Source organism: Streptomyces sp. NPDC031340, assembly GCF_055569945.1.
On the sequence record NZ_JBVIIE010000007.1, the window covers coordinates 1 to 18,604 of the forward strand.

Annotated in this window: 18 protein-coding genes and 1 pseudogene; 8 read left to right on the forward strand and 11 right to left on the reverse strand. The window is 73.9% G+C overall.

Annotation, left to right across the window (positions count from 1 at the left end; all coding sequences use genetic code 11):
• Positions 1 to 105: 105 nt before the first annotated feature.
• The 3 genes and pseudogenes from ACZ5GT_RS06570 to ACZ5GT_RS06580 form a co-directional block, all read left to right on the forward strand.
• Positions 106 to 1,092, forward strand: a pseudogene (locus ACZ5GT_RS06570) (alpha/beta fold hydrolase); the annotation flags it as partial.
• Positions 1,093 to 1,123: 31 nt separating this feature from the next.
• A complete protein-coding gene (locus ACZ5GT_RS06575; protein WP_469015471.1) occupies positions 1,124 to 1,867 on the forward strand; it encodes a PIG-L deacetylase family protein in 744 nt (247 codons plus the stop codon).
• Positions 1,868 to 1,927: 60 nt separating this feature from the next.
• Positions 1,928 to 2,752, forward strand: a complete 825-nt coding sequence (locus ACZ5GT_RS06580; protein WP_469015479.1) for a pentapeptide repeat-containing protein — start codon at positions 1,928 to 1,930, stop codon at positions 2,750 to 2,752.
• Here the strand turns inward: ACZ5GT_RS06580 and ACZ5GT_RS06585 are convergent.
• Positions 2,720 to 4,249, reverse strand: coding sequence for a cytochrome P450 (locus ACZ5GT_RS06585; protein ID WP_469015482.1), 1,530 nt, complete (start codon positions 4,247 to 4,249; stop codon positions 2,720 to 2,722). The two genes, ACZ5GT_RS06580 and ACZ5GT_RS06585, sit on opposite strands and share 33 nt — an antisense overlap.
• Before the next feature lie 109 nt (positions 4,250 to 4,358).
• On the opposite strand from ACZ5GT_RS06585, the gene ACZ5GT_RS06590 reads away from it, so the two are divergent.
• Complete coding sequence (locus tag ACZ5GT_RS06590) at positions 4,359 to 4,967, forward strand: TetR/AcrR family transcriptional regulator (RefSeq protein ID WP_469015486.1); 609 nt, start codon at positions 4,359 to 4,361, stop codon at positions 4,965 to 4,967.
• 36 nt (positions 4,968 to 5,003) lie between these two features.
• Here ACZ5GT_RS06590 and ACZ5GT_RS06595 read toward each other — a convergent pair whose 3' ends face one another.
• The 4 genes from ACZ5GT_RS06595 to ACZ5GT_RS06610 all read right to left on the reverse strand — a co-directional run bounded on the left by ACZ5GT_RS06595 (position 5,004) and on the right by ACZ5GT_RS06610 (position 9,602).
• A complete protein-coding gene (locus ACZ5GT_RS06595) occupies positions 5,004 to 6,245 on the reverse strand; it encodes a lactonase family protein (RefSeq protein WP_469015489.1) in 1,242 nt (413 codons plus the stop codon).
• 293 nt (positions 6,246 to 6,538) lie between these two features.
• Positions 6,539 to 7,594 carry a hypothetical protein gene (locus tag ACZ5GT_RS06600; RefSeq protein ID WP_469015493.1) on the reverse strand — a complete coding sequence of 352 codons (1,056 nt, stop codon included), beginning with the start codon at positions 7,592 to 7,594 and terminating at the stop codon, positions 6,539 to 6,541.
• Between the two features lie 27 nt (positions 7,595 to 7,621).
• The gene (locus tag ACZ5GT_RS06605; protein WP_469015501.1) at positions 7,622 to 8,983 is read right to left on the reverse strand and encodes an FUSC family protein; all 1,362 of its coding nucleotides are present in this window, start codon (positions 8,981 to 8,983) and stop codon (positions 7,622 to 7,624) included.
• 124 nt (positions 8,984 to 9,107) lie between these two features.
• The gene (locus ACZ5GT_RS06610) at positions 9,108 to 9,602 is read right to left on the reverse strand and encodes an FBP domain-containing protein (protein ID WP_469015505.1); all 495 of its coding nucleotides are present in this window, start codon (positions 9,600 to 9,602) and stop codon (positions 9,108 to 9,110) included.
• Positions 9,603 to 9,816: 214 nt separating this feature from the next.
• Between ACZ5GT_RS06610 and ACZ5GT_RS06615 the strand changes: the two genes are divergently transcribed.
• Entirely contained in the window at positions 9,817 to 11,106 is a 1,290-nt protein-coding gene (locus ACZ5GT_RS06615; protein ID WP_469015508.1) for an ROK family protein, read from the forward strand.
• Positions 11,107 to 11,168: 62 nt separating this feature from the next.
• On the forward strand, positions 11,169 to 11,402 hold the full coding sequence (locus ACZ5GT_RS06620; RefSeq protein ID WP_469015511.1) for a hypothetical protein: 234 nt from the start codon (positions 11,169 to 11,171) through the stop codon (positions 11,400 to 11,402).
• Between the two features lie 439 nt (positions 11,403 to 11,841).
• Here ACZ5GT_RS06620 and ACZ5GT_RS06625 read toward each other — a convergent pair whose 3' ends face one another.
• Positions 11,842 to 12,543 carry an HAD family hydrolase gene (locus ACZ5GT_RS06625; protein ID WP_469015514.1) on the reverse strand — a complete coding sequence of 234 codons (702 nt, stop codon included), beginning with the start codon at positions 12,541 to 12,543 and terminating at the stop codon, positions 11,842 to 11,844.
• 56 nt (positions 12,544 to 12,599) lie between these two features.
• Complete coding sequence (locus tag ACZ5GT_RS06630) at positions 12,600 to 13,637, reverse strand: PHP domain-containing protein (protein WP_469016204.1); 1,038 nt, start codon at positions 13,635 to 13,637, stop codon at positions 12,600 to 12,602.
• A gap of 125 nt (positions 13,638 to 13,762) precedes the next feature.
• Here ACZ5GT_RS06630 and ACZ5GT_RS06635 point away from each other — a divergent pair, with 125 nt between their 5' ends.
• Both ACZ5GT_RS06635 and ACZ5GT_RS06640 read left to right on the forward strand, forming a co-directional pair.
• Positions 13,763 to 14,566 (forward strand): SDR family oxidoreductase, encoded by an 804-nt coding sequence (locus ACZ5GT_RS06635; RefSeq protein WP_469015517.1) that lies wholly within the window; start codon positions 13,763 to 13,765, stop codon positions 14,564 to 14,566.
• An 88-nt stretch (positions 14,567 to 14,654) separates the two neighbouring features.
• The gene (locus tag ACZ5GT_RS06640) at positions 14,655 to 14,891 is read left to right on the forward strand and encodes a hypothetical protein (protein WP_469015520.1); all 237 of its coding nucleotides are present in this window, start codon (positions 14,655 to 14,657) and stop codon (positions 14,889 to 14,891) included.
• A 25-nt stretch (positions 14,892 to 14,916) separates the two neighbouring features.
• On the opposite strand, the gene ACZ5GT_RS06645 is transcribed toward ACZ5GT_RS06640, so the two are convergent.
• The 4 genes from ACZ5GT_RS06645 to ACZ5GT_RS06660 all read right to left on the reverse strand — a co-directional run bounded on the left by ACZ5GT_RS06645 (position 14,917) and on the right by ACZ5GT_RS06660 (position 18,238).
• Positions 14,917 to 16,164: a ricin-type beta-trefoil lectin domain protein gene (locus ACZ5GT_RS06645; RefSeq protein WP_469015523.1), complete on the reverse strand. Its 1,248-nt coding sequence runs from the start codon at positions 16,162 to 16,164 to the stop codon at positions 14,917 to 14,919.
• 191 nt (positions 16,165 to 16,355) lie between these two features.
• Positions 16,356 to 16,916 (reverse strand): VanZ family protein, encoded by a 561-nt coding sequence (locus tag ACZ5GT_RS06650; RefSeq protein ID WP_469015528.1) that lies wholly within the window; start codon positions 16,914 to 16,916, stop codon positions 16,356 to 16,358.
• 111 nt (positions 16,917 to 17,027) lie between these two features.
• Positions 17,028 to 17,690 (reverse strand): DUF4230 domain-containing protein, encoded by a 663-nt coding sequence (locus ACZ5GT_RS06655; RefSeq protein WP_469015532.1) that lies wholly within the window; start codon positions 17,688 to 17,690, stop codon positions 17,028 to 17,030.
• Between the two features lie 167 nt (positions 17,691 to 17,857).
• Positions 17,858 to 18,238, reverse strand: a complete 381-nt coding sequence (locus ACZ5GT_RS06660) for an anti-sigma factor antagonist (protein ID WP_469015535.1) — start codon at positions 18,236 to 18,238, stop codon at positions 17,858 to 17,860.
• Between the last annotated feature and the right edge of the window lie 366 nt (positions 18,239 to 18,604).

Sequence of the window (18,604 nt, forward strand, 5' to 3'; positions counted from 1 at the left end):
TTGTGGGGCAGGGGGGGGGGGGCTCGTGTGTTTCTCCCTCCCCCCCCCACCCCCCCCCCCCCCCCCCCCCCCCCCCCCCCCCCCCCCCCCCCCCCCCCCCCCCCCCCCCCCCCCCAGGCCGACTACCTCGCCCGCTTCCGCGCCGACGCGATCGTCCGGGACTGCGAGGCGATCCGCGCCGAGGTCACCGGCGGCGCGCCCTGGACCGTCCTCGGCCAGAGCTTCGGCGGGTTCTGCACGGTCAGCTACCTCTCCCACGCCCCCGAGGGCCTGACCGCCGCCCTGATCACGGGCGGCCTGCCGTCCCTCGACGCGCACGCCGACGACGTCTACCGCGCCGCCTACCCCCGCATCGAACGCAAGGTCACCGCCCACTACGCCCGCTACCCCCAGGACGTCGAACGCGCCCGCCGCATCGCCGACCACCTCCTCACCCACCAGGTGACCCTGCCGAACGGCTACCGGCTCACCGTCGAGGCGTTCCAGTCCCTCGGCATCCTCCTCGGCGGCGGCGAGGGCAGCCACCGCCTGCACTACCTCCTGGAGCACGCCTTCGTCCGCACCCCGGGGGGCACCGCGCTGTCCGACGCCTTCCAGGAAGAGGTCCAGGGCCTGCTGTCGTACGCGGGCCACCCCCTGTACGCCCTCGTCCACGAGGCGATCTACGGCCAGGACGAGCGCCCCACCGACTGGTCCGCCGAGCGGGTGCGAGCCGAGTTCCCGCAGTTCGACGCGGCCAAGGCCCTCTCGGGCGACGAGCCGCTGCTGTTCACCGGCGAGTCGGTGCACCCCTGGACGTTCGACTGCGACCCGGCGCTGCGCCCGCTGCGCGAGACCGCCGACCTCCTCGCCGCCCGCACCGACTGGCGCCCCCTGTACGACCCCGCCCGCCTCGCCGCCAACGACGTCCCGGTCGCGGCGGCCGTCTACCACGACGACATGTACGTCGACACGGCCCACTCGCTGCACACCGCCCGCGCCGTCCGGGGCCTGCGCACCTGGGTGACGGACGAGTTCGAGCACGACGGCGTGCGCGCCGGAGGCCCGCGGGTGCTGGACCGCCTGCTCGCGCTCGCCCGTGACGAGGTGTGAGCCGACGGGGGCCGAAGACTAGTCTGCGGGCATGACGGAGCCGGAGAACACGCCTCTGCAGCCCATGCCGACCGACTGGCGGCGCGCGCTGGCGGTGGTGGCCCACCCCGACGACCTCGAATACGGGTGTGCCGCCGCGATCGCCGCCTGGACCGACGAGGGCCGCGAGGTCGCCTACGTGCTGGCGACCCGCGGCGAGGCCGGCATCGACTCGCTGGACCCGGAGACGTGCGGCCCGCTGCGCGAGCGGGAACAGCGGTCGAGCGCCGCGGTGGTCGGCGTGTCGGCGGTGGAGTTCCTCGGCCACCGGGACGGTGTGATCGAGTACGGCCTCCCGCTGCGCCGCGACATCGCCGCCGCGATCCGCCGGCACCGGCCCGAGCTGGTGATCACGCTCAACCACCGCGACACCTGGGGAGGCGTCGCCTGGAACACCCCGGACCACGTGGCCGTCGGACGCGCCACCCTGGACGCGGCCGCGGACGCCGGCAACCGGTGGATCTTCCCCGAGCTCACGCGGCGGGGCCTTCAGCCGTGGAACGGCGTCCGCTGGGTCGCCGTCGCCGGTTCCGCCTCGCCCACGCACGCCGTGGAGGCGTCGCCCGGTCTGCAGCGGGCGGTGGCGTCGCTGCTCGAACACCGCACCTACCTCGAGGCGTTGACCGACGAGGACCCGGAGACGTACGCCCGCGACTTCCTGACCGGGCACGCCGCGGCGACGGGGGAGCGGTTCGGCGGCAGGCCGGCCGTGGCGTTCGAACTGTTCCCACGCTAGCGGACCGGCGAGCGGGCCCGTCCGCCCGTCCGCCCGCGGCGGCTGGATAGGCTGGGTGACATGCGAGAACGAACGCCGGAACAGTCCGGTCTGCGCGGGGACTGCGGGCGCTGTTTCGGGCTGTGCTGCGTCGCCCTGCCCTTCGCCGCCTCCGCGGACTTCGCGGTCGACAAGGAGGCCGGGCGGCCCTGTTCGAACCTGCGCGGGGACCACCGCTGCGGGATCCACGCTCGGCTGCGGCAGGAGGGCTTCACCGGCTGCACGGTCTACGACTGCTTCGGCGCCGGGCAGAAGGTCTCCCAGGTCACCTTCGCCGGGCAGGACTGGCGCACGGGGTCGCGCGAGCAGGCCCGGCGCATGTTCGAGATCTTCCCGGTCGTCCGGCAACTGCACGAACTGCTGTGGTACCTCACCGCGGCGCTCGCCCTGCCCGCCGCCCGCCCGGTCCACGCCGAGCTGCGCCGGATGCTCGACGACACCGAGCGGCTCACTCGCCTCGGGCCGGAGGAACTGGCGGAGCTGGACGTCGCCGCGCACCGGCGGGAGGTCGACGTGCTGCTGCTGAGGACCAGCGAACTGGTGCGGGCCGGCACGCGCGGCCGTCGCAAGGACCGCCGCGGCGCGGACCTCATCGGCGCCCGCCTCAAGGGCGCCGACCTGCGCGGCGCGAACCTGCGCGGCGCCTACCTCATCGCCGCCGACCTGACCGGAGCCGACCTGCGCGGCGCGGACCTGATCGGCGCCGACCTGCGCGACGCCGACCTCACGGACGCCGACCTGACCGGCGCCTTCTTCCTCACCCAGCCGCAGCTCGACGCGGCCCGCGGCGGCGCCGGCACCCGGCTGCCGGAGTCAGTCGCCCGCCCCGCGCACTGGACAGCGTGACGCTGACGGCACGTCCTGGGTGTCCGGCGCCGGGGTGACCGGGGCGCCGGCCGCGCGCCGCTCCAGGTGCAGCCGCAGCCCGTCCGGCATCAGCGTGAGCCGCTCGGTCACCCGCAGCCGGTAGGCCGGGTCGGGGACGAGCAGGTAGCGGCGCAGCAGCAGACCGAGCACCAGCGCGGCTTCGTGCAGCGCGAACTGCCGGCCGATGCACGCCCGCGCGCCCGTGCCGAACGGCTTGAAGACGTGCGGAGGCCTGGACCGTACGGCCTTCGGGTCGAAGCGGTCCGGGTCGAACCGTTCGGCGTCCGGACCCCAGGCCGCCGGGTCGCGGTGCAGCATCGGCGTGAGGACCAGCGCCCACGCTCCCCGGCGCATCGGGTGCGCGCCGTCCAGCACCGTGTCGTACCGCGCCTCCCGGGCGTACGCCGGCGCCGTCGGCCACAGCCGCAGCGCCTCGTCCAGCACCCGGCGCACGTACCGCAGTTTGGCCACCTGCTCGTAGCCGGGCACCGCCGTGTCACCCCAGACGGCGTCCACCTCGGCGCGGGCGCGGGCCGCGACCTCGGGATGGCGGGAGAGGTAGTGCAGGGCGAAGGACAGCGCGCCCGACGTCGTCTCGTGGCCGGCCACCAGGAACGTGATGACCTGGCGGCGCACGTTCCGGTCCGACAGTCGCTCCCCGGTCTCGGGATGGGCCGTGTGCAGCATCCGGTCCAGCAGGTCCCCGTCCCCGCTGGACGCGCGGCGGGCCCGGACCAGGTCGTCGACCGTGCTGTTGAGCAGGGCGATGTCGGCCTCGTTGCGCCGCGCCGCGCGCCGCAGCAGGCGCGGGGAAGGCACCGTGTTCAGGCGCTGGGCGTAGCTGAGGGTGCCCACCATCGCGGTCACGAAGGGATGCGGCCGGGAGCGCTCGAAGGAGCCGAAGTCGTGCCCGAAACCGGTGCGCGCGATGGTCTCCAGCGTCAGCTTGGTCATGTCGCCGGGCACGTCCACCGCCCGGCCGGCCGCCAGTTCGCGGTCCCAGTGGTCGGTGAGCCGGCCGGCCACGGCCAGCATCATCGGGTGGTAGGCCGCCATCGCCTCCCGGCTGAAGCCCGGCGCGAGGACGTCGTGGGCCAGCTGCCAGTTCGGCTCGTGGTTGTACGCGGTGAACAGCCCGTCCCCGGCGACCGGCCGCAGATTGGCGACGCCCAAGCCGACGTGCTTGGCGAACCGCGACTCGTCCGCCAGGTCGGCCACGAGACCGGCCCCCCACACGAACACGAACTCCCGGCCGAAGGCCGCCAGCCGGAAGATCGGCCCCAACTGCCGGCCGCGCCGCACGGCGTTCTGCAGGGGGGTGCTCTTGCTGGCCCCGAGCACGTCGCCGAGCAGCGGCAGCCGGTACGCCGGACGCGGGATCCGGTGCAGCTCGGGCCAGCCCTGCTCGGCGCCGCGGAAACCCCGGGGAAGCCCGGCCCCGGTCCCCGTCGCGGTCCCGGTCGTCGTCTCCGCCATGACGCGATCTCCCTTGCTGCAGCGGCAGGTCGAGCGTGTTGTACGTGGGTTCAATAGAGCGGCCCCAGTCTGGTCCCGCCGTTGAACCGGCGTCAAGTAAGGTGCGGACATGGCCGCGAACCAGGGTGAGCGCGCGCGTCGCCGGCTCAGTACCGAGGAACGCCGGGAACAGCTGCTGGCGGTGGGGGCGCGGCTGTTCTCGGAGAACCCGTACGACGAGGTGTGGATCGAGCAGGTCGCCGAGATCGCCGGCGTCTCGCGGGGGCTGCTCTACCACTACTTCCCGACCAAGCGGGACTTCTTCGCGGCGGTCGTGGAGCGGGAGAGCGAGCGGATGCTGCGCATGACCGCGGCCGTCCCCGGGGTTCCGGCACGTGACCAGCTCGCGGCGGGCCTGGACACCTTCCTCGCGTACGTCGAGGCGCACGCCCACGGCTTCCGCGCCTTCCACCGCGCGGACGCGGCCGGGGACCAGGCCGTGCGCAGGGTCTACCAGCGGTCCCTGGCCGCGCAGGAACGGCAGATCCTCGCCGCGCTCGCGGCGGACCCCGAGCTGGGGCCGGTCGCGCAGGCCCGCCCCGACCTGCGGCTCGCCGTCCGGGGCTGGCTGGCGTTCACCACGGCCGTCTGCCTGGAGTGGCTGCGCGGCTCCGACCTGACCCGGCAGCAGGTCCGCGACCTGTGCGCGCGGGCGCTGCTGGGCGTCGTCGCACCCTGAACGGAGCGCACCGCCGCCGGCCCCGCCTCCCGGCCCCTACAGCGGCAGCGCGCAGACGGCCATGGGTGAGGCGAACGGCCGCCCGGCCAGGCGCAGTTCGCCGGTGCGGGCGTCCACGTGGAAGACGCTGACGGTGCCGGACCGCTGGTTCGCCGCGAACAGCAGCGTCCCGTCCGGCGAGAAGGCGATCTGCCGCGGGAACTCGCCCGCCACCGGCACCGTGCCCAGCAGGCGCAGCCGCGCGCCGCCGGCCTCCACCGCGTAGCGCGCGATGCTGTCGTGGCCGCGGTTGGCCAGGTAGGCGTACGCGCCGTCGGACGTCACCAGGATCTGCGCCGGGTAGTTGGCGCCCGCGCCCGCGCCCGTGGACTGCGGCTCGCCGATCGTCAGACGGCCGCCGGCCCGGTCGTAGGCGCAGACCGTGACCGTGTCGTCGACCTCGTTGGCCAGGTAGGCGTACCGGCCCCCGGGGTGGAAGGTCAGGTGGCGTGGTCCCGCGCCCGGCCGGGTCGCCGCCCGCGCGACCTCCGTCAGCCTGCCGGTGCGCAGGTCCAGCCGGTAGCTGTAGACGGTGTCGGTGCCCAGGTCGACGGCGAGCACATGGCCGCCGTCCGGGCTCGTGACGACCTGGTGGGCGTGCGGCCCCCGCTGGCCGGGGCCGGGCGCCGGGCTGGAGTGCTTCACCAGGTCGGCGCGCTCACCGAGCGCGCCGGAGTCGCCGATCGGGTGGACGGCGACGCTGCCGGAGCCGTAGTCGGCGCTCAGCAGCCAGCGGCCGCTCGGATGCACGCTGAGGTGGCAGGACCCCGCCCCGCCGGTGCTCCGGCTGCCCAGGATCCGGCGGTCGGAGAGGCGTACGGCGGTCACGGCGCCGTCCGCGCGCTCGTCGACCGCGTACAGCGTCCGGCCGTCCGGGTGCACGGCGAGGTACGACGGGTCCGGGACGCCGGTGAGGGTCCCGGACCCGGTGATCGCGCCGGTCGCGGGATCGTAGACCGCCAGCCCGATGCCCTTGCCGCCGCCGTCGACGGAGGTGTAGGTGCCGAGGTAGAGCGGACGGGGACCGGAGGGTTCGCGCGACGGCTGTGCGGAGGGCCGCTCGGTGGGCCGGGCGGCGGGCGGGGGCCCGGCCGCGTCCGGTGCCGGCGGGGTGGTTCCCGGGGGCTCGGGCGCGGGCGCGGGTGCGGGCAGTGCCGTCGCCGCGGCCGCTCCCGCGAGAACGCCGACGAGGCGGCGCCTGCTCCAGCCGCCGCCCGCCGTTCGTGTTCCACTGCCCATCGCGCACCTCAGGTGATCGGTCGCCCCGGTCGTGACAGCAACCTTCGCGCGGACCACCCGGCACAGGCAAACAGGGGCTCCGGTTGTGTTCCTGCTACTGCCGGCTCCGGGTGCCGGCGGCGAACGCTCCCCGGGAACGGGGCAGGCCACCGTGCAACTGCCCTTGGTGAACAAGCGAGTTCAGTCCAAGGGAGTGCCCGGTGGCCTTGGCCGGGATCGTGGGCGCGCGCGTCCGCTCGGCTTCCGCTCGGTGTACCTTCTGCGTCCGCTCGGCCCGAGTTCTGTGAGGGCGCCTACCAGTCGCCGTCCTCGACCGGCTTGCCCGGCGCGTCGCCGAGCGGCTGCACCTGGTGCGGGGAGGGGGCCTGCCAGGGTTCGTGGTCGTCCCCGATCCAGTCGCCCACCGGCTTGACCGCCTGCAGCGTGTCCGCCGGGGCGAGGTCCGCCGCGTCCTGGTCGTAGTAGTCGAACCAGGGCAGGCCCGCCCGGGTGTACGCCGCGCGGTCCACCGGCGACGGCGGCGGGGCCTCTCCGGTGATGCGGCGCCACTCCGGCGGCGTGACCAGATGCACGAACACCCGCCCCGCCGGCTCCTCGGCCCAGTCCCGCAGCGGCCGGTCGTCCCGGTAGACCTCCTGGCGCATCGAACCGCCGACGCCCAGCCCCATCGCCGCGGCGGCGCGCGGGACGCCCGCCATGGCGGGCGCCGGTATCGCGCCCGGCGCGGGTGGGGCGGCCATCATCGGCATCGCCGCGCCGTAGCCGCCGGACGGCGGCATCACGGCCCGCGCCTGCTCGGCCCGCCGCCGCTGCTCCGCACGCCACTCGGCCAGCTTCCCTTCCTCCAGCGGGAAGGACTGCAGCTGCACACCGCCCCAGACCTCCTCGCCGGTCACCTGGCCCTCGACGGTCGCGCCCAGGCCCAGCGGCACCGCCACGAACTGGCGGACCGTGCCCTTGCCGGAGTTGATGCCGTCCAGCCACGGCTGGCGGGGCAGCACCAGATAGTTCTGCGGCTCGCGCACCAGCCGGTCGCTCCACGGCTTGCCCGAGACCGCGCACACCTTGCCCACGCCGACCTGCAGCGCGGCCGGCTCCGTCGTGCCCGAGAAGCTCAGCCACATCGCCTCGCGCAGGTACACCGGGAGCATCACACCGCCCCGCGCACGCCACTGCCCGGGCACCGTGTCCGCGTAGTCCGCCACCCGCCGGACCGGGAACTCGCCCAGTCCCGGCGGCAGCGGATGGGTGCCCGTCTCCGGCAGGCGCAGCGTGCGCACGAAGCGCACCGCCACACCGCCCGGCAGTCGCAGGGTGTTCCCGTCGATCCGCACCGTGCTGTCCGTCATGCGCCGCCCCTCGTCTCCGTGACCTCGTCACCTGGGACGGCGCGCGGCGGCGGAGCGGTTCCTGCGCAGCCGCTCCCAGAACCGCAGCCGCTCCCGGAACCGCAGCCGCTCCCGGAACCGCAGCCGCTCCCGGAACCGCAGCCGCTCCCCGGTCCCCGACCGTTTCCCGATCCGCAGCCGTTCTCCGATCCGCAGGTTCTCGCGCAGCCGGGTGAGCCCCGGCAGGCGCGCGTGCTGCTCGCGGGCCGAATGGTCCAGCTCCTCCAGCAGCCTGCGTGAACGGTGCTCGGTGTCCATCTCGTCCAGGATGCGGTTGACCTCGCTCAGCACGGCGCCGTGCAGCTGCCACTGACGCGCGTCCCGCTGCACCTCCTCCAGCAGCAGCTGGGCCAGTTTGTCGCGGGTGGCCGCAGCCTGGCGCAGCTCGGCGGTGAGGCGTTCCTCCGCGGATTCGGCGCTCGCGCTGACGTGGGTGGTGACGAGCACCGCGAAGCTGACCACCGCGTCGGCGATCTCCGACAGCAGCTGTTGCAGTTCGGGCCCCGATCGGGGGCCGAACAGCGGATCGGGGTCGCGCTCCTTGGCGAGATCGGTGAGCGTGCGCGCCAACGCTCGCAGCACCACCGTGCAGATCTCCAGCGTGTCCAGTCCGGTCCGCAGCACCACCCGGTGCAGCACGCCCTCGCGCACCCGCGGATTGAGCCGCAGACTGTCCTCGGCCTGCCGCAGGGCGGCGTCCACGTCGCCGATGTCGTTGTCCAGCCGGCGTGCCTCGTAGAGCCGTCCGGTCGCCCGTTCGACGGGTGTGTGGCCCGCGGCCTCCTCGCCCATCCAGAGCATCAGCTGCCGCACCCGCCGGGCCAGGCCCTCGATCGACTCACCCGCCTCGTCCACCCACACCGGCGGCGCGAGCAGCAGATTGCAGCCGAGCCCGACGACCGCGCCGATCAGCGTCTCCAGCACCCGGGCCCAGGCCGTGTTGCCGACGGTCGTGACCCCGAGCACCAGCATCGCGCTGATCGCCACCTCGGGCACGTACTCGTCGACCCGCACCAGGTGCCCCACGGCCAGCGAGGCCACGATCAGCAGGGCGAGACTCCACCAGGTCAGGCCCACCAGCAGACTGAAGGCGATGGCGACGAGCACCCCGGCGACCACCGCGTTGACCCGGCGGATGCCGTTGGTGATGGTGGCGTACAGCGTGACCTGGACGACCAGCAGCGCGGTCAGCGGCGCCGTCAGCGGGGCGGACTCGGGGCTCAGGCGCAGCGCGACGACGTACGCGATCGTCGCCGCGGCCGCCGACCGCAGCGTCTGGACGACCACGGGGTCCCGGCGCCGCTTCGTGAAGCGCATCAGGGCCGCCGTCCGCTCACGTACCTCTCCCATCCTTGGCCTTTTCCCCTTCCACGGATGGCTTGAATCAGTCCTCGACGCGCCTCGTCGAGGACCGATCCTGTCCTCGACCCCGGGAGTGGGGGACCGCGAACGGGCGGCCTGCCCGGTGCGGCCGTCAGACGCAGAGTCTGTCGAGGAAGGCGGACAGGTTGCCCCGGATCCGGGTGACCTGCTCCTCCAGGGTGAGGCTCTCCTCGAAGCGGGCGCCGCTGTCCGGGACCTTCTTGCCCCGCACGTAGAGGGAACAGGCGAGATCGGTGCACATGTACACACCGACGGAGTTGCCCTCGCGTCCCGCCGCGCCCGCCTTCCGGGCCGTCATCAGCGAGACACCGCCGCCAGGGTGGGTCGTCAGGCACAGCGAACACATGCTGCGGTGCAGGAATCCCCGCTGCGAGGGCGGGTAACGCAGTGCCAGGCCCACGAGCCGGCCCTCGCGCTCGGTGGCCAGATAGCTGCGATCGGGGGCGCCCGGATCGCGCCAGCCCAGGAAGTCCAGGTCGTCCCAGGGGCGTCGGTCGAGGTCGCGTGGGACCGCCAGCCGCTTGGCCTCGCCCTTGGAGCAGTTGACGAACGAGGTGCGGATCTCCTGCTCGGTGAGTGATCGCACGGGGAGCCCTCCTGGTGTTTCGATGTGCCTCGACGCAAACCTAGGAGCCCTAGGTTCTTGCCAAGGCTAGGCAGGCTGGGACGGCGGGAGCCACCGGATTTCCGGGGGGCCGCGCACGGCTTCGTTCACAGCCTGAACTAAGGGTTGGGGGAAAGTCGCGCCAGGCCCGGGCCAAGGGTATGTTGCGGGTCGGGCAAGGTTCGAAAGGAGCCACATGGCGGGGCGGAACGGGCGCACGGTACGCGACCTCAGGCGGGCCAACCGGACAGCCGTGCTGCAACGGCTCTACTTCGACGGCCCCCTCAGCCGCTTCGAGCTGGGCCCGGCCACCGGCCTCAGCTCCGGATCGGTCAGCAACGTGGTCGCGGACCTCGTCGCCGACGGCCTGCTCGAGGAGGCCGGCAGCGTCGACTCCGACGGCGGCCGCCCGCGCACCCTGCTGCGCGTGGCGCCGGGCAGCGGCCACATGATCGGCGTCGACGTCGGCGAGACACGCGTGCGCATCGAGCTGTTCGACCTCACCCTCACCGAACTCGCCCGCGCCGAGCGCCCGCTCACCCAACGGCGCTACGAGGTCCAGGTCATCGTCGGCCACATCCGCGACGGCATCGCCGAGGTGCTCGACACCGCGGGCATCGCCCCGGAACAGCTCCTCGGCGTCGGTATCGGCGTCCCCGGCATCGTCGAACACACCGCCGACCGCGGTGCCGTCGTGCACGGGCAGACCATCGGCTGGGACGCCGTCCCGCTGGAGAGCCTGCTGCGCACGGGCTCCCCGCTCCCGGACAGCGTGCGGTACTTCATCGACAACGGCGCCAAGACGCTCGGTCAGGCCGAGATGTGGTTCGGCGGCGGACGCGGCGCGCGCAACGCCGTCGTCGTGCTGTTCGGCTCCGGCGTCGGCGCCTGCCTGGTCACACCGGAGGTGGAACAGGGCCGCGCGGTGGAGTGGGGGCATCTGACCGTACGGGTCAGGGGGCGCCGCTGCCGCTGCGGCGCGCTCGGCTGCCTGGAGGCCTACGCGGGCGCCGAGTCGCTGCTGGACCGGTGGCGCGAGGAGGGCGGACGTCCGCCGCGGGGCGCCGACGAGGAGACCACGCTGACCGCGATGCTGGCCGCCGCCTATCCGCCCGAGGGCACCGAGGCCGACCCGGTCGCCCTCGCGGTCCTGGAGGAGACCGCCGAGTACCTGGGCGCCGGCCTGTCCGACCTGATCAACCTCTTCCAGCCGGAGCGCATCCTCATCGGCGGGTGGGCCGGTCTCCAGCTCGGCTCCCGCTTCCTGCCCGCCGTCCGCCGGTACGCGGCCTCGTACGCGCTGCGCCACCCGGCCGAGAAGGTCACCATCGACCTCGGCCGGCTCGGGCCGGACGCGGTGACCGTGGGCGCCGCGATCCTGCCCCTCGCGGACTTCTTCGCGCGCGGTGGCCGCCGCCTCGAGCCCGCCCCCGAGGGCCCGGCCCCCGCCTGGCGCACGGCACTGCGGGAGCGCGCGCCGCAGTGATGTTTCGCCGGTCACCGGCGGAGGTACTCGCCGGGCGCCCGACGAGACGAAAGGGGCACGCCGTGGCCGACCGGCGAAGCACAGGGCAGGACGGCGAACCCGTTCCGCGGGACATGCCGGACCAGCTGGCACGCGAGGGCGAGGACCCGTGGGAGGCGGCGCCCGGCACCTCCGGCGAGGACGAGTCCGCCGCCGACCTCCCCGACACCGACGAGGCGGGCACGGGCCGCCAGGACGGCCCGCGCAAGGCGACCGTCCACGAGGAACACCCCACCCCGGACGAGCCCACGGCCTGACCGGCGCCCGCACCCGTACGCGGCGTCTGACCGGGACCTGCCCGGCGACCTGGCGCCCGGGGCGCCCCCCGCCCTGCGGTGGCGGGGGAGGTGCCGAGTACCCGGCCGGGAGGGACGCACGCGGCGCGCACCCGAGCGGCCGCCGCACCTGCCCGGACCGTGAGCCGCGGCGGGCGGCGAAAGGCCCCGACCGGACGGGGGAATCACGGTCGGGGCCGACAGAGGGTGGGCACGCACGGCGGTCGCCTCTCGGCGAAAGGCTCCACAGGGCTTCAGCCGAACGATCGTCCCTGTGGGCGGATGGTGAGGCCCGGGGACACTGTCCCGTCCGCACCCACGGTCCGTTCAACGGGCGAACCCCACCCGGTGTTCCCCGGCCTGCCCCCGCTCGCGGTGAGCTGTGTCACCTGTGCCCGTCCCGCACACCGCGCCGCCCGGGTCAGGCGAGCGGGCTGTCCTTCAGCCGGGCCAGCAGGTCGGCGACGTCGTCGTAGACGGCCTCCGCTCCCGCCTCCCGCAGGTCGTGGCGCGGGATGCCGCCGGACAGGACGCCCAGGCAGCGCACGCCGGCCCGGCGGCCGGCCTGCATGTCCCACACGGTGTCGCCGACGAAGACGGCCCGTTCGGCGGGCACCCCGGCCAGCTCCAGGGCGTGTTCGACCGGCTCGGGCGCCGGTTTGCCCTGCTCGACGTCGTCGGCGCCGGCCATCGTGGTGATCGCGTCGTCGGCGTCGATCGCGCGGCGCAGCGCGGACAGTTCCGGACCGCTCGCCGAGGTCGCCAGGACCACCTTCCAGCCGTTGTGGTGCAGTCGCCGCAGCAGCCGGCCGGCGTCCCGCAGCGGCGGCAGCCGGTCGAAGTACTGCCCGTACAGCGCCTTGTGCGCGGCACTGAGCCGCGCTTCCCGCTCCTCGTCGCGCCCGTCGCGCCCGTCGTGCCCGTCGTGTTCATCATTTTCATCGCGTTCGTCGTCGAGCAGCCGGGCGACGAGGTCCGCGGAGCCCAGTCCGACGGACCGGTGGACGGCGTGCATGGACACCCGGTGCCCCGCCTGGCGGAACGCCTCCCACCAGGTCACCACGTGCAGATGGTTGGTGTCGACGAGCGTCCCGTCGATGTCGAACACGGCTGCCCGGTCCATGCCGCTCCCTTCCTCGGTGGGCGCCCGAGTACCACGTCAGAGGCCCGGCACTCGCGTCACGCGCCGGGCACTCCCGAGGGCGTGCGCCCCTCCCGCGTCCAGGCCAGCAGCTCCTTGGCGGTCCAGGTGGTGACCACCCGCTCCGTCGGCACCCCGCATTCCTCCGCCCGCTCGCAGCCGAGGATCTGCCAGTCCAGCTGGCCGGGCGCGTGGGCGTCGGTGTCGACGGAGAACAGCACGCCCGCGTCCACCGCCCGGCGCAGCAGCCGCCGGGGCGGGTCCAGCCGTTCCGGCCGGCTGTTGATCTCCACGGCCGTGCCGCTGTCCGCGCACGCGGCGAACACCTCGTCGGCGTCGAACCGCGACCCCGGCCGTCCCCGCCCGGTGACCAGCCTGCCGGTGCAGTGGCCGAGGACGTCGGCGTGCTCGTCGCGCACGGCCCGCACCAGGCGGCGGGTCATGGCGCGGGCGTCCATGCGCAGCTTGGAGTGCACCGACACCACCACGACGTCGAGCCGCTCCAGCAACTCCGGCTCCTGGTCCAGCGAGCCGTCCTCGAGGATGTCGCACTCGATCCCGGTGAGCAGCCGGAACGGCGCCCACGTCGCGTTCAGCCGTGCGACCACGTCCAGCTGCTCGCGCAGCCGCTCGGCCGACAGGCCCCGCGCCACGGTCAGCCGCGGCGAGTGGTCGGTCAGGGCCGCCCACTCGTGCCCGAGCGCCGCCGCGGTCCGGCCCATCTCCTCGATCGGGCTGCCGCCGTCCGACCAGTCGGAGTGCAGATGGCAGTCCCCGCGCAGCAGCGCCCGCAGCCGCGCGCCGCCCCCGTCGCCGGGCGCCTCGGTCTCGTCCTCCAGCTTCCGCAGATAGCCGGGCACCTGCCCGGCCAGCGCCTCCCGCACCACCTGCGCGGTCTTCGGGCCGACGCCCCTGAGCGACTCCAGCGACCCGCTCGCGGCCCGTTCGCGCACCTCGTCCCCGGGCAGCGACGTCAGCACGCGGGCCGCCGTGCGGAAGGCACGCACCCGGTACGTCGGCGCCAGGGAACGCTCCAGCAGGAAGGCGATCCGCTCCAGTGCCTCGACGGGGTCCATCGTCACCTTCTTCCTCGCGATCCTCCTCCAGGGTTCCCCAGCGACGCCGGGCACGCACGGTTTGTCTGCTGCTCGCCCGGGTACTGCGATGCCTCGCCACCTGCCGCGATTCCAAGGAGGGCGCGATGTCCGAACCCGTCCGCAGCAAGGCCGCCGTGATCACCGGCGCCGACTCCGGGATCGGCCGGGCCACGGCCGTCCGCCTGGCCCGCGCCGGGACGGACGTCGGCATCACCTGGCACAGCGACCGCGAGGGGGCGGAGGAGACGGCGCGGGAGGTGCGCGCCCACGGACGGCGGGCCGAGGTGGCGCGGGCGGACCTGACCCGGCTGCCCGCCGCCGCGGACGTCGTCGACGAGCTGTGCGACCGCCTCGGCCGGGTCGACGTCCTGGTCAACAACGCCGGTACGGGCACCATGACGCCGTTCCTCGACCTGAAGCTCGACGACGTCCGCGAGGTACTGGAGGTGGACCTGATCGGTCCCTTCCTGTGCGGGCAGAAGGCGGCCCGGCACATGATCCGGCAGGGCGACGGCGGCCGGATCGTCAACGTCACCTCCGTCCACGAGCACCAGCCGCGGGTGGGCGCCGCGCCGTACTGCGCGGCCAAAGGCGGACTCGGGCTGCTCACCCAGGTGATGGCGCTCGAACTCGCCGAACACGGCATCACCGTCAACGCGGTGGCGCCCGGCGAGATCGCCACGCCGATGACCGGCCAGGAGGACACCGACGTGTCCACCGTGTCCCGCCCCGGCGTGCCGCTCGGGCGGCCCGGGGACGCCCGCGAGGTCGCCGCCGTGATCGCGTTCCTCGCCGGGCCCGAGGCGTCGTACGTCACCGGCGCGTCCTGGAGCGTGGACGGCGGCATGCTGCGGATGGGACCGCAGGCCGGCTCTCATCTGACCAGCGACGACTGGCGCCGTCCGTGAGGCGGCCGGGAGACCGGGCCGCGCGGCCGACCCGGCCCGGCCGGCCTGGCCGAGCCGAGATGGCCGGAAGCGGCCTACGCTCTATGGCATGACCGAAATCGGGAGCCCGCACATCGCCCGTCCGCGGATCGTGGTGCTCGGCGTGCAGCCGGGCACGCCGCCGTTCCGGGTCGTGGAGATCGACGGCGAGGTGGTCGGCGAGGCGAAGACCCTCGTCGACGTGCTGGAGACCGCCGCAGCGTTCGGGATCCACGTGCACGACCTCGACGATCCGGACGTGGTGCGCTGGGTGGGCGGGGACAAGTTCACCTGGCACCTGCACTGACGCTTTCCCGGGACCGCGCAGCCGGTCAGCCGACCGTCCACTTCTGGTTGGCGCCGCCCGTGCAGGTCCAGATCTGCAGCCGGGTGCCGTTGGCCGAGTTGTTGCCGGTCACGTCAAGGCACTTGTCGGCCTGCGGGTTGACGATGTCGTGCGCTGCGGTGACGGTCCACTTCTGGTTGGGGCCGCCGGTGCAGTCCCACAGCTGGACGGTGGAGCCGTCGGCGGTGCCGTTGTCGGTCACGTCCAGGCACTTGCCGAGCGCGCGCACGGTGCCGTCGGAGCCCACGGTCCACTGCTGGGCGGCGGTGCCATTGCAGTCGTAGAGCTGGACCGGAGTGCCGTTGGCCGGGTTCGCCCCGGCGACGTCGACGCACTTGCCGGCCAGGCCCTTGATCGCGGCCCCGGTGGCGGTGTCGCCGGTGGTGACCGACACCGAGTCGACGACGAGCTGTTGCGGGAAGACCGTGGAGGCGTCGGGGTCGCCGGGCCAGTAGCCGCCCACGGCGAGGTTGAGGATCAGGAAGAACGGCTTGTCGAAGACCCAGGTCCGGCCGCCCAGGTCGGCGGGGGTGCGCCGCTGGTAGACGGTGCCGTCCACGGACCAGGTGATGGAGCCCGGCGCCCAGTCGACGGCGAAGGTGTGGAAGGCGTCGGCGAAGGCCTGGCCGCCGGGCAGGGTGTAGGCGGCGCCGATGCCGCCGGAGCCGGAGTAGCCGGGGCCGTGGATGGTGCCGTGCACGGTGGACGGCTCGAAGCCGACGTTCTCCATGACGTCGATCTCGCCGGAGTCCGGCCAGTTGACGGGTGTGCCGAGCATCCAGAACGCCGGCCACATGCCCTGGCCCCGCGGGATCTTCATCCGGGCCTCGACATGGCCGTACTGCGCGGTGAACTTGCCGGCCGTGTTGATCCGGGCCGAGGTGTACTGGCAGGTGCCGTACCAGCACTGGTAGCCGGCCGGGTTCTCGCGGCGGGCCGTGATGACCAGGTGGCCCTGGCCGTCCAGCGCGGCGTTGTTGCTGCCGGACGTGTAGTACTGCCGCTCGTGGTTGTTGACGTTGTCGCCGGTCTCCACCTGCCACTTGGAGGCGTCGACCGCGGCCCCGGCGGGCCCGTCGAAGGTGTCGGAGAACGCCACTGCGGCCGAGGCGGTCGCGGTGGTCGTGGCGGTCTCGGGCCGCGCCTGCGCCGGACCGCCGGCCAGGGTGGCGATCAGCGCGGCGGCGGACAGGGCGGCGAGCAGGCATCTGCGCGGCAGGAGGGGGGAGGCCACGGCAACTTCCTTCCGTACGGCGGCACGGCGGCGGGGCCGGCCGGCCGGGGTGGGGGTGAAAGGCGCTGACAGTGCTGATTCTTGATTTAAGGAGTGAGATAAGTGGGCGTCAAGAGGCTGGTACGGACCTGGAGTCCAAAAAAAGCGGCCCCGGGCCGTCGAGGACCCGGGGCCGCCGAGGCGTCCCTCGCTCACCGCTCGTCCGGCACCGGCCGCTTCCGCGCGTGCACCGCCCGGCTCAGCCGCCGCCCCAGCAGCAGATAGCCGAGCAGCGCACCCGAGGTGTTGAGGATGACGTCGTCGATGTCGAAGGCGCGGCCGGTGACCAGCGCGCCCTGGGCGAACTCCACCAGCAGCATGACCACGGCGGTCAGCAGCAGCACCCGCAGCACGCCGCGGGTCCGCGGGGCGACGATCGGGACGAGGACGCCGAACGGGATCCCCAGCAGCAGGTTCCCGCCGATCTGCTTGACCGCGTCGCGCAGCGCCGGCTGATCCAGGTAGGCGCGCAGCGACTGGCCCGGATGCAGGTTGGTGTGGGTCAGCGCCACCGACGCGGGTGAGGGCTCCAGGGTGAGCCGGGCCAGCACCACGGCGAACGCCACCATGAAGGCGAACGCGCACACCATGGCCAGCAGGCGGAACGGCAGTGGCACGACGTGCCGCTCGGCGCGCGTCGGTGCCGGCTCGCGCCCCGGTTTGCCGGCGCGCGGGCGAAGCGCGATGCGAGAGCGTGAGGCTGCACGGGCCATTCGATCCTCCGGTCTTCAACTTCCTTGCGGTGCAAGGCGGTTACCCGGCGACCGGCCGACGATGCCCGCCGTGGCCGGGAAGCCGGCGGGCACCGTGCCGCTCGCGCTCGGTCAGGCGCCGTAGCTGACGTGGACCACCTTGAAGCCGAGAGAGTGCAGCAGGCCCTCGAGCATGTCGGTGGTGTTGGACTCGGCGCGCTCGGTCAGCCCGCTCTGCCGGGCCGCCTCGCCGATGTGCCGGACCGCGAGTTTCTGCACGGCCTGTTCGCTGTTGGGGTTGTCCGAGAACAGATCGCCGAGCCGGTTGAGCAGACCGCGCTGCTTGGAGACGGCGTAGGAGCGGTCCGGGTCGAGCGCCGGCCTGCCCAGTGCCGCGTGCGGCAGACGGAGCGTGGCGGACGTGCGGTCGTCGTCGACCGTCACGTCGTCCTTGCCGACCTTGCCCAGGTCGACGTAGGCGTCGACGGTGCCCGCGCCGACGTACAGGGTGCGGGAGCCGCGGATCGCGTCCGGCAGGAACTTGGCGTCCTTCTCCAGGTCCACGACGACCTGGAAGTTGCCGGAGGCGGCGTCGTAGCGGCTCATGTCCTGGATGGACTGCAGCAGCGCGGGTCCGGAGCGGTCATGTGTCTCCGTTCCGAACAGATCCTTCAGGCCGGGGATCACGCTCAGCCGGAGGCCGGCGAAGAACACCACGAGCACCAGCACGACGGCGCTCACCGCCTTCGCCCAGCCCGGGGTGCGTCTGGACATGCGCCTGATGGGAGTCGTCATGGCGACGGCCCTCCTTCCTCCCCCTTCGCATGCCCGCCAATTGCCATGTCAGACCGCTGCGTTGGCCCATCACCACCACTGATGGGGGCAGTGGGGGGCGCACGGGCGCGGCGGTCCGGGGCGCGCCGGCCGCGGACCGAGGTGCGGCGATCCTCGAGCGGCGAGGTTCACCACGACCCGGACGTGGCCTCGGGCATGCCCAGGGCCGCGTCCAGCGTCGGATGCGGGGTCAGCAGCCGGGACAGACCGGTGGCCCGCAGGACGCGCAGGGTCAGGGGGTGGGCGCACACCAGTCTCAGCTCCCCGCCCCGGTCGAGGACCTGGCTGCGGGCCCGGTACAGCAGGCGCAGCCCCGAGCAGTCGAAGAACTCGATGTGCCGGAGGTCGATCACCAGGCGGACGTCACGGCGTGTCGTCAGTCGGTCGAGATGGGGAGTGATCTCCGCGGCCGCGGCGATGTCGATCTCGCCGTGGAACTCCAGCACCGTGTGCCCCCGGTCGTGGCGGATCCGCAGGTGCCGGGTGAGCGGCGCGGGGTCCTGCTGCACGACGACATCGCCTCCCACCTGCCGCGCCTGCGGCGGCACCGAGCGTTCGAGCGCAGCCGAGTCCTGGGGACCGGCCGACGGCAAAAGCGTTCCCCGCCCTGCAAGTTACCCTCAACGGACTGAATTTGAGCATGTTCGATTGACATATGTCTTCGATTTGCGGTGGAGGTCTTGCGAGGAAGAGCGCGACAGCCGCACGGCAGGCGGTACGGCGCTGTAGGGCACGGCCCGACACAGCGCGGCGCGGTATGGCACGGCGCGACACAGCGCGGCGCGGTGTGGCACGGCACGACGGAGCGGGGGGGGGGGGGGGGGGGGGGGGGGGGGGGGGGGGGGGGGGGGGGAGTGGGGGGGGGGGGAGGGGGG